This window comes from Bacillus sp. YH3-2-B2 (genome assembly GCF_053663335.1).
Genome location: NZ_JBSJQE010000003.1, coordinates 270,889 through 283,446 on the forward strand (window position 1 = coordinate 270,889; position 12,558 = coordinate 283,446).

Genomic DNA, 12,558 nt, shown 5'->3' on the forward strand with positions numbered 1-12,558 from the left:
CTCTTTTTCATTTATTGTTTGACCCCCGTCTTAAACGGCAGATCCAGTTTTACAATGTCTTCATAAGTTTCTCTTCTAATGACAAGATGCGCTTCGCCGTCTTCCACAAAAACGACGGCGGGACGCGGAATGCGGTTGTAGTTGTTAGCCATGCTGTACCCGTATGCTCCCGTGCAGAAAACGGCGAGAAGATCGCCTTCTTTCACTTCCGGAAGGTCTATATCCCAAATGAGCATATCCCCGCTTTCACAGCACTTACCCGCGATGGATACCGTTTTGTCGTGGTGTTCTCCGATTCTGTTTGCCGATACGGCTTCATATTTCGCCTGATACAGCGCAGGACGGATATTATCGCTCATGCCCCCGTCAACCGCTGCATATTTACGGGTGCCGGGCACTTCTTTTTGCGAACCGATGGTATAAAGCGTCGTTCCGGCGTCTCCGACGAGCGAGCGTCCCGGTTCAATCCAGATCTCCGGAATGTCAAAAGCGTGCAGCGCTGCGTTTTCTTTTACCGCTTCGATAATTTTTTCCACATAAACGGCGGGATGAAGGGGTTCATCCTCTTCCGTGTAGCGGATGCCGAAGCCGCCCCCTAAATTCAGCACTTCAGAGACAAAGCCGAATGATTCTCTCCATTCATTCAGTTTTGCGAAGATTTTTTCTGCGGCCAGCACAAAGCCCGCCGTATCAAAAATTTGCGATCCGATGTGGCAGTGAACGCCGAGAAGCCGGATATGGTCTGACTGCAATACTTGTTCAATCGCCTTTTCTATTTGCCCGTTATGCAGATCAAAACCGAATTTGGAATCTTCCTGTCCCGTCGTAATATAATCATGCGTATGCGCCTCTACCCCCGGAGTGATCCGCAGAAGCACATCCATTGTGCGCCCTGATTTGCGGCACAGTTCCGCGAGTAAGGATATTTCATAAAAATTATCAACGACGATGCAGCCGATTTGATGATCGAGCGCCATTTTCAACTCTTCTTTGCTTTTGTTGTTGCCGTGAAAATGAATCCTGTCAGCCGGAAAACCAGCCGCAACCGCCGTGAACAGCTCTCCGCCGGATACAACGTCCAATGAGAGCCCCTCCTGCTCAGCGAGCTGTATCATCGCAACGGAAGAAAACGCCTTGCTCGCGTACGCGACCTGCGCCTTTAAATCCGCGTCAATGAATGCCTGTTTAAAGCTTTTAGCGCGCTCACGTATTAAAGCCACATCGTAAACATAAAGAGGCGTGCCGTAATGCTCCGCTAAATACAGCGCGTCCACACCTCCGATTTCCAAATGACCTAGTTTGTTTTGTCTGCTTGTGCCATGTAAGAACAATGCTCATTCCCTCTTTCTGATCCGCCTATGGGTGAAAAGGACAGCTTCTTTTGAGCTGTCCTTATACAAGTCCCGTATAAGTTAAGACATACAATATCATAATCTTCTGTCGGTTTCAATGCGATTATGAACCGCTTGGCTGTCTTTGACGGTCTTTCGGGTGAACAATGCTCGGTCTGACTTTCGCTCCCGGCACTGTCGTCCGGACGAGCACCTGCCACAGCGCCTTGCCGTTAAACGGTAAAAACGGCCATAAATACGGCGTATGAAACGAGCGGATATTCGCCATTATGATCAGCAGCAATGTAAAGCCTATCACAAAGCCTTTCACTTGGAAAATGGCCACGAGCACCATTAAGATGAGGCGTATCATTTTATTGGCGAGGCTGAGCTCATAGCTCGGCGTGGTAAATGATCCGATGGCGGCGATCGATACGTACAGAATCACTTCTGCTGAAAACAGCCCCACCGCTATGGCGATTTGACCGATCAGCACCGCCGCAATCAGACCCATGGCGGTGGATAAAGCGGTCGGCGTATGGATCGCGGCCATCCTGAGAAACTCAATCCCCAAATCGGCCAAAAAGATTTGCAGAATGATCGGGATATGCGTATTTTTATTTAAACCGATAAAATCCAATCTTTCAGGCAGAAGAGACGGTTCAAGAACAAAGAGGAACCAGATCGGAAGCAGAACCGTTGAAGCGATAATACCGAAAAACCTGATCCATCTTAAAAATGTTCCCACTGAAGGCGCCTGCCTGTATTCTTCCGCATGCTGAACATGGTGAAAAATCGTTGTCGGCGTTATGATCACGCTCGGTGACGTATCAACGACAATGATGACGTGCCCTTCCAAAATGTGATTGGCGGCCACATCCGGCCGCTCCGTGTATCTGACCATCGGAAACGGGTTGTAGCCCTGTTTGACGATGAATTCTTCCACCGTTTTATCAGACATCGTCAATCCGTCAATGTCAATCGCATTCACTTCGTTTTCGACGATGCTGACAAGGTCCGGGTCCGCGATGTCTTCTATATACACAATGGCAAGATCGGTCTTAGAGCGCTCGCCGACTTTCGTAATTTTGACGCGGAGCCTTTCGTCCCTGATTCTTCTTCTGATCAATGCTGTATTAATGACAATATTTTCGATAAAACCGTCTCTTGCCCCGCGGACGACCTTTTCCGTATCCGGTTCTTCAGGTGTGCGTCCGGGGTAACTTCTGACGTCAACGATAAAGGCGAAGCCCGCGTCTTCAACGATAACGGCCACAAGTCCGGAAAGCACTTGATCTGTTGCTTCGTCGAGCGTTTTGACTTTTTGGACCTGCTGATTGACAAGCCTGTTTTCAACAACGTCAATCGCTTCATCCGCATTCTCGTCATAATTATTAACGTCGACGAGCTGTTCCATTAAATGAATGATAAACAAAGTATCGGTTAATCCGTTGACAAAGTAAATCTGGACTTCCCGGTCTAATACTCGAACTTTGCGGACGCCGACATCATAGCTCGTTCCCATACCGACGCGGTCTTTAAAAAATTGTTCATTTTTTCTAGGATCCCGGTATACCTTGATCATATTTTCCGGTTTTTCCGGCATGGCTTTCGCTCCTTTCTAAAATGAATTCGACCGCCTTCATCGTAATCGGCGAGCCTTTGGATATGTCATCTTTTCTCCCCATCTTTCCTATGTCGCCGATGCCCACAATGAGGGGAACGTCCAATTTATCCAGACAATACACCGTATCTCCGTTCATTCTGTGCTCGTCCATTTCTCTCATTCCGGTTTTATCGACGCCGTACTCCGTCACTTCTCCATCACGGTCAATGGAGACATCGACTTTCGTCCATTCAGCCTGATGGGTCTTAGAAGCGACCGCAATCACCCCCAGCACTTCAATGTCCTGATGTGAGGCGACATATTTCAGCGCCGTTTCGCCCGGCCCTTCCCCTTGCAGGCCTGAATCGTCAAACATGACAAACACCGGGTCATTCGGCGCGGCTTTAATCAGCTGAACAAGTTCGGGGCCGCTTCTGGTTGACGGATTGCCCTTTGATTGGGAAATACACCGTCCGCCTGCTTTTTCCGCGGCATATTCAATTGTTTTGGCGGCGTATACGTCCCCGTCTGTCACAAGAATGACCTTCCGTTTCGTCATCAGGCATTATCCTTTCGGTTTAAAAATAATGGCTACAAGAAATGCGAATAAAATCGCTGAAGATATACCGGCGGAAGTAAGTTCAAAAATCCCCATGGCGATCCCGATAAATCCATGCTCGTGAGCTTGATGCATGGCGCCGTGCAATAAGCTGTGACCGAAGCTGACGATGGGAACCGTCGCGCCCGCACCTGCAAATTCGATAAATTTGTCATATATTCCGAACCCATCCAACAAGGCGCCGATGACGACAAAAGTTGTCATCACATGGGCGGGTGTCAGTTTAAAAATGTCAAGCAGCAGCTGACCGATAATGCATATGATTCCCCCGCAAACAAAAGCCAACAGATATTCCATTTATGATGCACCTCCCGCCCGCTCAAATACCACACCGTGCGCGATGGTCGGAATGGTTTCTTTCTGCTGGATCATTGTCGGACTTAAAAGCGCTCCTGTCGCGACAACGAGCACCCTGTTCAGAGCCCCTGATTTTAATTGATTAAAAATATGTGTGTACGTAACAAGCGCGGAGCAGGCGCAGCCGCTTCCGCCCGCAAACACCTGCTGGTCCGGCGTATAGATGAGAAGACCGCAGTCATCGTGTTTCGTTCCGACGGGATAGCCTTCTTCTTTGAGCAAATCTTTCACGATCGGCGAGCCGACGCCTGAAAGGTCTCCCGTTAAAATCAGATCATAATCATCCGCCGTGCGGTTTAAGTCCTGCAGGTGCTGTTTGATTGTGTCGGCGGCAGCTGGCGCCATGGCGGATCCCATATCGAACGGATCTGTTATTCCGAGGTCGCTTACTTTTCCCACTGTTGCGCTTGTAATCTTGATATCAGAAGGGTTTTGGCTGATGATGACCGCCCCGCCCCCCGTGACCGTCGAAGTGGCGGTATCCGGTTTTTGCCCGCCATATTCCGTCGGATTGCGAAATTGCCGTTCTGCGGTCGCGTTATGGCTGCTCGTGGCTGCGATCGCCCGGTTCGCAAAACCGCCGTCAATGAGCGCGGATGCGACGGCAATCGTTTCCATTGATGTCGAACAGGCGCCGAACAGACAGAGGAACGGGATTTTCAGATGTCTGGCGACGTAGTTGGCGGTCACATTTTGATTTAAAAGATCCCCCGCGAGTAACAAATCAATATCGCTCTTTTTCAAATTCTGTTTTTGCAAAGCTGAGTTGATGGCATCTTCCATTAACTGACGTTCCGCCATTTCCCAGTTTTTCTGATTGCAATGCATTTCATCGTATGTCTTATCAAACAGCGAACCGAGCGGGCCGTCTTTTTCTTTCGGTCCGGCTGCCGTCCCCGCCGCATTTACAAATAACGGGTTTTCAAACACCCAGGTTTGCTTTCCGGTTAATTTCATTTTTTCTCCTCCTACGAAAACAGTTTTTCACAAGCAAACCGTATCAGGCCTACGATATAGGCTGCCACGACGCCGAATACAATGACGTTTCCCGCCAATTTAAACATGTTTGTCGCTACTCCGAGCACGAGTCCTTCACTTCTGTGTTCCAGAGCCGCGCTTGTCATACTGTTTGCAAAACCCGTCACCGGCACGGCTGAACCCGCTCCGGCAAACTGCCCGAGTCTGTCATAAATGCCGAATCCGGTCAAAAGAGCGGAAATTAAAATAAGAGTGGCGGCCGTCGGGTTGCCCGCTGTTTTTTCATTAAAATTAAAAAAGTGGATGTAAAAGTCTTGAAGAGCCTGCCCGATCAGACAGATCAAACCGCCGATCAGAAAGGCTTTGACGCAATTCCAAACATATGGCGGTTTCGGCTGATAGTCTTTCACTTTTGTTTTGTAATTTTCTTTTAAGTTTGTCACGTCGGTTCCTCCTTATGAATGATGGATAAAATACAGCCAATGAAATAAAGAGCCGGCTATTTTGCCGAACACAATGGCCATCAGCAATATGATGATTTTGCTGCCGAAGCCGATCCGTTTGGCAAGAATGGGAAGCACATTCAGCACTTCTGTAAGCGCTGCGGCCAGCATGCCGATAAACATGCCGGCCAAAAGCCCGACCGGAACGGCCAGCCATTCAGATAAAAAAAAATGATTCATATTTAAGGTTTCCCAGCCGCCGAACACAGCTCCTGAAATAACAGCTCCTTCGTAGGCCTGTACAAAGCGCATTGTCTTTGTCAGCTGCATAAGGCGGGGGACGATTCCCATAACGGTTAAAAAAGCCACAAAGCCCGCGCCCACGGTCAGCCCTCCGCCAAGCCCGACAAATATAACGAAAAGAATGCTAACGATCATGCAGATCTTTCATCGTCTCTTCATTTTCGTGCATTGCGACATAATGATCGAGATCAATCTGATAATTAAACATCTCGACTTCCAGCGGGCTTGGCTCTTCATTCAGGCGTTTTTTGAAGATGTGATTAAAAAAGACGATCATACCGAGACCGAGGCCGATGCTGTATGGAATCTGAAGCAGATACGGGTATTCATTCCGTTCGCCCGTTATGATTTCATATAAGGCGATATGAACTTCTCTCATACTGACATCTTCATGAAAATTCATAATGGCAAGACATGAACCGATAAAAAGCAGGAGCCAGACACCGACGAATAAAACGGCTGACAGCTGCTTTTTCTGGTAATGGATTTCCACTATCGTTTCAGCGCCGCCGACGGTCTGTACATCAAGCGCGGGAAAAGCGGTATGAATGGTTTTCAGCACTTTTATGATGTCCAGCACGACGATATTTTTGTCTTTTTTCGTGACCTTATACAGCGGCAGTGCCGACAGTTTTTTTTTCAGCTTTTGCTGTCCCGCAATCTGCGCGGCGTCGCCGACTGTGATGATATCTCCGGTATGAGCCTTCACGCGGTGGCGAAGTCTGAGAAATATTCGTCTTTCCATCTTGCATCACCATCTTTCGGGTGGTTATATATGTAGTATGTGGTTCACTTTTGTTCTCATTCATCAGCGGCAAAAGACCATAAATTACCACCGATGCACAAATAAAAAAAGCCGGCCCGTAAAAGGTCAGCTTTCCGTATGATCCATCTGCACTTTAATCTGCTTTAATATTTTTTTCTCCAGCCTCGATACCTGAACTTGGGAAATCCCGAGCCGTTCGGCTACTTCCGACTGTGTCTGATCTTTATAATATCTCAGATAGACAATGAGTTTTTCCCGTTCTTCCAAATCACTGATCGCTTCCTTGAGGGCGATTTTCTCAAACCACTTCTCTTCTGAATGATCAGCGATCTGATCAAGCAGGGTGATCGGGTCTCCGTCATTTTCATACACGGTCTCATGAATGGATGAAGGCGCCCGCACCGCTTCCTGCGCAAGCACCACATCCTCCGCATCAATTTCTAAATGATCCGCGATTTCCTGGACGGTCGGCACTCTTCCGTATGTTTTTGACAGTTCATCTTTCGCCCGGCGTATTTTATTGCCGAGCTCTTTTAAAGATCTTGATACTTTGACGGTTCCGTCATCGCGGATGAAGCGCTGGATTTCCCCGATAATCATCGGCACGGCATAAGTTGAAAAACGGACATCATAGGACAAATCGAATTTATCAACGGATTTTAACAATCCGATACAGCCGATCTGAAACAGATCGTCCGGCTCATAGCCTCTGTTTAAAAACCTTTGAACGACGGACCACACAAGACGCATGTTTTTTTCTATGAGGAGGTCTCTTGCCTGCTGGTCGCCCTCTTGGCTCTTTTTGATTAATTCTTTGACTTCATGGTCCTTGAGCTGCGCGTTTTTGCTGTTTTTCTTAACCTCCACATCCATAACAAATCTCCTTAATTACAAAGCGCTTTGCTTTTTGATAGGTGTTTTGTTAAGCGTATCGTCGTTCCCATCTCCGGCGAAGAATCAATCGTGACATCATCCATGAAGTTTTCCATAATGGTAAAGCCCATTCCGGAGCGCTCAAGCTCGGGTTTTGTCGTAAAGAGCGGCTGGCGCGCTTCCTCAAGATCCGTGATCCCGAGGCCTTCGTCACGTATGGTCAAATAGACGACATGATCCTCCAGCGTAACGGAGATGTACACCTTTCCGTCGCAGTTTTCTTCATAGCCGTGGATGATTGCGTTTGTTACCGCTTCTGATACGACGGTCTTGATTTCCGTAAGCTCATCCATCGTCGGGTCGAGCTGCGCGATAAAAGAAGCAACCGTTACGCGCGCAAACGATTCGTTCTGACTGAGGGCTGAAAATTCAAGATGCATCTCGTTTTTCATGATGCCACCCCCAACGTTAAAAGCGCTTTTTGTTCCGATTGTTCGAACCTGATGATTTTAAACAGGCCGGACATGTCAAACAGGCGTCTCACCGCGGGCGAAATCGCGCACACGACCATTTCTCCGCCGAGCTGTTTAATTTGTTTATAACGCCCTAAAATCACGCCGAGGCCGGAGCTGTCCATGAAGGTAAGATCTTCAAGGTTCAGCACAATGTGACGGATGCCGTCAGCCTCCAGCGATTCAGTAACCCTTTGTTTTAATGATTCTGCCGTATGATGGTCGAGTTCACCTGTTAATCGAATACAAAGCACGGATTCTTTGACATGAAAGTCAATTCCAAGGCTCATGCTCATTCCTCCTTGATATGATCGGATAATGAGTGTTTCGATTTTTGGGAAAGCAATTCCTTCACTATGACAAAACTAGTGCCCGTTCGCCACGATTATTTAAATTTTGTCCAATCTCCCATCGTCCGCTTCAGAAAAGTGAGAAAACCCGCTTTTTCCATGTCGTCTTTTGCCGTGACCGGGCTTTCAACGAGCACCTTTCCGTCTTTTTTCAGAACGAGGCTGCCGAGCACCTCTCCTTTTTTAACCGGAGCCGTTACATTGCCGTTGATTTTCACTTCTTTTTTTACTTTGTCCATGTTCTCTCCCTTTTTGGCCAGAAGAGAGATCGGCTCAGATGTGGTCAGCTTGATCAGTTTCTGTTTTCCTTTTTTCACTTTTACCGTTCCGACGATTTGATTCCGTTTGTACAGCGGGTGTGTTTTGAACTGGCTGAAGGCGTAATCAAGCATTTTGGTCACTTGGGCATTTCTTTCTTTCGGGGTGCTGGCTCCGAAAACGACAGCGATGACCCTCATATTTCCTTTTTTAGCGGTAGCGGTTAAACAATACTTCGCTTCGCCTGTAAAGCCCGTCTTCACGCCGTCTACACCCGGGTAAAATTTGATCAGCCGGTTTGTATTGACGAGCCAGAACTTTTTGTCTGTATTTTCTCTTAAATAATCCTCATACGTTCCCGTAAATTGAGTGATTTTATCGTACTTTAATAATTCCTTCGCCATTTTCGCCATGTCATAAGCAGAGCTGTAATGGTCTTTTTCAGGCAGTCCCGTCGGGTTTTTGAAGGAGGTATCTTTCAATCCCAATTCTTTTGCTTTTTTGTTCATCCGGCTGACGAAATCCTCTTCTGAACCGGCGATATACTCCGCCATTGCGACAGATGCGTCATTTCCGGAAGCTATCGCAATTCCTTTGAGCATTTCTTTTACCGTCATTTCTTCTCCGGGTTCAAGGAAAATCTGTGATCCGCCCATAGACGCGGCGTGTTCACTCGTCCTGACTTTATCGCTCATCTTTATTTTCCCTTTGTCAAGCGCTTCCATGATTAAAAGCATGGTCATGATTTTTGTCATGCTTGCCGGCGCCAGACGCTCCCGGCTGTTCTTGTTATAAAGAATGCTTCCCGTATCGCGTTCAATCAGCACGGCGCTTTTGGCTTCATGAGCGAGCTCCGATGTATGTTTTCCGTCCGGCTTTGCAAAAGCGGACGGTGCTGATGCCGTTAATAAAATGCCAATCAACAAAGTGGATATAAGACGTTTCATCTCCAAAGCCCTCCATTTCATAATCCTTTTTATTTTTTCCAAATCCGGTGGTTTTATACGCCTCATCTGGAAAATGTTTCGTGTTGAGGACACAAAAAAACAGCTGCTTCCGAAGAAACAGCTGACTTATGCTGACTTATTTTTGAGATCGTGCGACTACGGCTTTGACAAGCTTCAAAAAGCCGCCTTTTACTTTTTCCGTCATTTCCATTACTTCTTCATGGGATAACGGCTGGTCAAGAATACCTGCCGCCGCGTTGGAAATGCATGAGATGCCGAGCACGCGCATCCCCGCGTGGTTGGCGACGATGACTTCCGGCACGGTCGACATGCCGACAGCGTCAGACCCCATCGTTCTTAAAAACCGAACCTCAGCAGGTGTTTCGTAAGACGGCCCCGTAACAGCTGTATACACACCTTTTTGAACTGGAATGCCCAGCTCATCGGCCGTTTTTTCAGCCAAGCTTGACAGCTCTTTGTCATAGGCTTCTGACATGTCCGGGAATCTCGCTCCGAATTCAGCTTCGTTCGGCCCGATTAACGGGTTGGTGCCTGTAAAGTTGATATGGTCTGTAATAATCATCAGATCGCCGGCGCGGAATTCAGTGTTGATACCGCCGGCTGCATTCGTCACGACGAGAGATTCAACGCCGAGCGCTTTCATCACGCGGACGGGAAATGTGACCTGATCCATTGAGTAGCCTTCATAGTAATGAAAGCGGCCCTGCATCGCGATGACCTGCACGCCTTCAAGCGTTCCCATCACAAGCTGGCCGGCATGGCCTTCTACCGTTGAGACCGGAAAATCAGGGATCGTTTCATATGTAAGCTTGACAGCTCCTTCAATTTCATCGGCCAATACGCCGAGCCCTGACCCTAAAATCAGACCGATCTTTGGTGTTTCTTTCACGTGTTCTTTAATAAATGCAGCAGCACGTTCGATCTTTTGTTTCAAAAAAAGTCCCCCTACTGTAATCTTGATAAAAAGCTTTTTCCGTATTCCGGCTTTTCCGTTTTAAAATTATCGGCAATGGTTGCGCCGATATCGGCAAATGTATCCGCAAGCGGCAGCTGTTCTGTATGTTTGTGCTTTTTGCTGTAAACAAGAAGCGGCACATACTCCCGCGTGTGATCCGTGCCGTGATGGACAGGATCATTGCCGTGATCCGCAGTGATAATAAGCAGATCGTCTTCTTTCATTTTTTCAAACACTTCCGGAAGCCTCGCGTCGAATTCCTCGAGCGCTTTTCCGTACCCTTCCGGATCGCGGCGGTGTCCGTACAGCGCGTCGAAATCAACGAGGTTGGCAAAGCTCAGGCCCGTAAACTCTTCACCGAGCGTTTCAATCACTTTGTCCATGCCATCCATATTAGATACCGTGCGGCGGGAAGATGTAATGCCTTCTCCGTCATAAATATCAGAAATTTTGCCGATGGAAATGACGTCTAATCCGCTGTCTTTCATTCCGTTCATTACCGTGCGGCCGAACGGTTTGAGCGCATAATCATGACGGTTCGGCGTGCGTTTGAAACTGCCCGGTTCGCCGACGAACGGTCTTGCGATAATTCGGCCGACCATGTACTTCGGATCAAGCGTCAGTTCTCTGGCCGTTTCACAGATGCTGTACAGCTCTTCCAGCGGAACGACATCTTCGTGAGCCGCAATCTGCAGCACGGAATCTGCTGATGTATAAACGATCAGCGCACCCGTTTCCATATGTTCTTTTCCGAGCTCGTCCAGAATCGCCGTGCCTGAAGCCGGCTTATTTCCGATGATTTTCCGTCCTGAACGCCGCTCAAGTTCCTGAAGAAGTTCATCCGGAAATCCTTCCGGGAACACTTTAAACGGTTTTTCAATGTAGAGGCCCATAATCTCCCAGTGCCCCGTCATCGTATCTTTCCCGTTTGACGCCTCCTGCATTTTTCCGTAGTACGCAAGAGGGTGCTCCGTTTTTTCCACGCCCTTAATGTCTCCGATCAGTCCGAGACCGAGCTGCGCCATATGGGGCATATGTAAGCCGTTCATGTGCTCTGCGATGTGTCCGAGCGTATTTGCGCCTATATCATTAAAATCGGCGGCGTCCGGCGCTTCACCGATTCCGACAGAATCCATTACGATCAAAAATACCCGGTTATATTTGTATTCAGACATCATAAAAGCCTCCTTTTCTTCCATCTGTCCATTGTAGCTTACAGAGGTCAGACAACTCAAGTATAAACCGTTTACATTCTTGTTGACAATGCCGATTCAAATAATTAGAACCTTCTCTGTATTCCGCCAATCCGGCAAAAAAGCCGCGGCCCCTCCGGCAGCGGCTCCTAAGCGCGCGGATGATACTGTTTGTACACGTCCTTCAGCCTTGTTTTCGTCACATGCGTATAAATTTGCGTCGTGGAAATATCGGCATGTCCGAGCATCTCCTGCACGGCGCGCAGATCCGCGCCGTTTTCGAGCAGGTGCGTTGCAAAAGAGTGCCGGAGCGTATGCGGTGTCAGCTCTTTTTTAATCCCCGCTTCAAGGGCGATTTTTTTCAGGTTTTTCCAGAACCCCTGACGGCTGATCTGCCTGCCGTGATGATTCAGAAAAAGCGCTTCGGTTACGTTTTTCTTTAATAATTTCCCTCTGGCTTTTTCAATGTATGCTTCTATCGCATGGGAAGCGGCTTCACCAATCGGCACAATCCGCTCTTTCCGCCCTTTTCCGAAGCAGCGGACGAATCCCATCGTCAAATGGACGTCGGATAATTTCAGCTCGATCATCTCGCTGACCCTGATGCCGGTTGCGTACAGCAGTTCAAGCATGGCTTTATCCCTGAGACCGAACGGGCTGTCAAGCTTAGGCGTGTCCAATAACCGCTCAACTTCGTGAAGCGCCAATACTTTCGGAAGCGTCCGCTCTGTTTTTTGTGTTTCAATATGTACCGAAGGATCTTTATCCGCGGCTTTTTCCCTTAACAGAAATTGATGAAAAGACCGGATCGACGCCAAATGCCTGGCAGACGTCTTGCCGGATTTCCCGGAGTCCTTTATATGCTTTAAATATTGAATAATATGAAGACGGGTCACATCATTCCATGAAGTGATCTGAAGGGTTTCAGTTAAGAAGAGAGAATAACTTTTCAGATCACGCTCATAGGACATCATCGTATTTTGGGACAGCCCTCTTTCAACCCTCACATAATGGATGAAATCCTTAATTTGATCCTTCACTCTTGA

Annotated in this window: 15 protein-coding genes; all 15 read right to left on the bottom strand. The window is 48.0% G+C overall.

From position 1 onward, the window contains the following. Positions 1-11 precede the first annotated feature (11 nt). Positions 12-1,331, bottom strand: coding sequence for a diaminopimelate decarboxylase (gene lysA / locus ACWJJX_RS11600; protein ID WP_014305333.1), 1,320 nt, complete (start codon positions 1,329-1,331; stop codon positions 12-14). 124 nt (positions 1,332-1,455) lie between these two features. Then, positions 1,456-2,937, bottom strand: coding sequence for a spore germination protein (locus ACWJJX_RS11605; protein ID WP_003153360.1), 1,482 nt, complete (start codon positions 2,935-2,937; stop codon positions 1,456-1,458). Continuing rightward, positions 2,891-3,499: a stage V sporulation protein AE gene (locus ACWJJX_RS11610; RefSeq protein ID WP_102422741.1), complete on the bottom strand. Its 609-nt coding sequence runs from the start codon at positions 3,497-3,499 to the stop codon at positions 2,891-2,893. Before ACWJJX_RS11610 ends, ACWJJX_RS11605 begins: the two co-directional genes overlap by 47 nt. Before the next feature lie 3 nt (positions 3,500-3,502). Continuing rightward, positions 3,503-3,853, bottom strand: coding sequence for a stage V sporulation protein AE (gene spoVAE / locus ACWJJX_RS11615; RefSeq protein ID WP_003153356.1), 351 nt, complete (start codon positions 3,851-3,853; stop codon positions 3,503-3,505). After that, positions 3,854-4,870 carry a stage V sporulation protein AD gene (gene spoVAD / locus ACWJJX_RS11620; protein ID WP_025649812.1) on the bottom strand — a complete coding sequence of 339 codons (1,017 nt, stop codon included), beginning with the start codon at positions 4,868-4,870 and terminating at the stop codon, positions 3,854-3,856. 11 nt (positions 4,871-4,881) lie between these two features. Further along, positions 4,882-5,334 (bottom strand): stage V sporulation protein AC, encoded by a 453-nt coding sequence (gene spoVAC / locus ACWJJX_RS11625; RefSeq protein ID WP_003153353.1) that lies wholly within the window; start codon positions 5,332-5,334, stop codon positions 4,882-4,884. 12 nt (positions 5,335-5,346) lie between these two features. Beyond that, positions 5,347-5,772, bottom strand: coding sequence for a stage V sporulation protein AB (locus ACWJJX_RS11630; protein ID WP_003153350.1), 426 nt, complete (start codon positions 5,770-5,772; stop codon positions 5,347-5,349). Next, complete coding sequence (locus ACWJJX_RS11635; RefSeq protein ID WP_070082055.1) at positions 5,762-6,382, bottom strand: stage V sporulation protein AA; 621 nt, start codon at positions 6,380-6,382, stop codon at positions 5,762-5,764. The genes ACWJJX_RS11630 and ACWJJX_RS11635 overlap by 11 nt, the downstream gene beginning before the upstream one ends. A gap of 126 nt (positions 6,383-6,508) precedes the next feature. Next, positions 6,509-7,276 carry an RNA polymerase sporulation sigma factor SigF gene (gene sigF, locus ACWJJX_RS11640; RefSeq protein WP_102422740.1) on the bottom strand — a complete coding sequence of 256 codons (768 nt, stop codon included), beginning with the start codon at positions 7,274-7,276 and terminating at the stop codon, positions 6,509-6,511. An 11-nt stretch (positions 7,277-7,287) separates the two neighbouring features. Then, positions 7,288-7,728, bottom strand: a complete 441-nt coding sequence (spoIIAB, locus tag ACWJJX_RS11645; protein ID WP_003153347.1) for an anti-sigma F factor — start codon at positions 7,726-7,728, stop codon at positions 7,288-7,290. Beyond that, a complete protein-coding gene (spoIIAA, locus tag ACWJJX_RS11650) occupies positions 7,725-8,078 on the bottom strand; it encodes an anti-sigma F factor antagonist (RefSeq protein ID WP_065180567.1) in 354 nt (117 codons plus the stop codon). The genes spoIIAB and spoIIAA overlap by 4 nt, the downstream gene beginning before the upstream one ends. Positions 8,079-8,173: 95 nt before the next feature. Next, on the bottom strand, positions 8,174-9,343 hold the full coding sequence (locus tag ACWJJX_RS11655) for a D-alanyl-D-alanine carboxypeptidase family protein (protein WP_003153342.1): 1,170 nt from the start codon (positions 9,341-9,343) through the stop codon (positions 8,174-8,176). A gap of 136 nt (positions 9,344-9,479) precedes the next feature. Continuing rightward, positions 9,480-10,298: a purine-nucleoside phosphorylase gene (locus tag ACWJJX_RS11660; RefSeq protein ID WP_003153340.1), complete on the bottom strand. Its 819-nt coding sequence runs from the start codon at positions 10,296-10,298 to the stop codon at positions 9,480-9,482. 11 nt (positions 10,299-10,309) lie between these two features. After that, on the bottom strand, positions 10,310-11,494 hold the full coding sequence (gene deoB, locus ACWJJX_RS11665; protein ID WP_003153338.1) for a phosphopentomutase: 1,185 nt from the start codon (positions 11,492-11,494) through the stop codon (positions 10,310-10,312). A 167-nt stretch (positions 11,495-11,661) separates the two neighbouring features. Next, a complete protein-coding gene (xerD, locus tag ACWJJX_RS11670) occupies positions 11,662-12,552 on the bottom strand; it encodes a site-specific tyrosine recombinase XerD (RefSeq protein WP_012117897.1) in 891 nt (296 codons plus the stop codon). Between the last annotated feature and the right edge of the window lie 6 nt (positions 12,553-12,558).

Coding starts and splice junctions, on each gene's coding strand:
- ACWJJX_RS11605 (WP_003153360.1), bottom strand. CDS start 2,937: ATGCCGGAAAAACCGGAAAATATGATCAAGGTATACCGGGATCCTAGA.
- spoVAE (WP_003153356.1), bottom strand. CDS start 3,853: ATGGAATATCTGTTGGCTTTTGTTTGCGGGGGAATCATATGCATTATC.
- spoVAD (WP_025649812.1), bottom strand. CDS start 4,870: ATGAAATTAACCGGAAAGCAAACCTGGGTGTTTGAAAACCCGTTATTT.
- ACWJJX_RS11630 (WP_003153350.1), bottom strand. CDS start 5,772: ATGATCGTTAGCATTCTTTTCGTTATATTTGTCGGGCTTGGCGGAGGG.
- ACWJJX_RS11635 (WP_070082055.1), bottom strand. CDS start 6,382: ATGGAAAGACGAATATTTCTCAGACTTCGCCACCGCGTGAAGGCTCAT.
- sigF (WP_102422740.1), bottom strand. CDS start 7,276: ATGGATGTGGAGGTTAAGAAAAACAGCAAAAACGCGCAGCTCAAGGAC.
- spoIIAB (WP_003153347.1), bottom strand. CDS start 7,728: ATGAAAAACGAGATGCATCTTGAATTTTCAGCCCTCAGTCAGAACGAA.
- spoIIAA (WP_065180567.1), bottom strand. CDS start 8,078: ATGAGCCTTGGAATTGACTTTCATGTCAAAGAATCCGTGCTTTGTATT.
- ACWJJX_RS11655 (WP_003153342.1), bottom strand. CDS start 9,343: ATGAAACGTCTTATATCCACTTTGTTGATTGGCATTTTATTAACGGCA.
- deoB (WP_003153338.1), bottom strand. CDS start 11,494: ATGTCTGAATACAAATATAACCGGGTATTTTTGATCGTAATGGATTCT.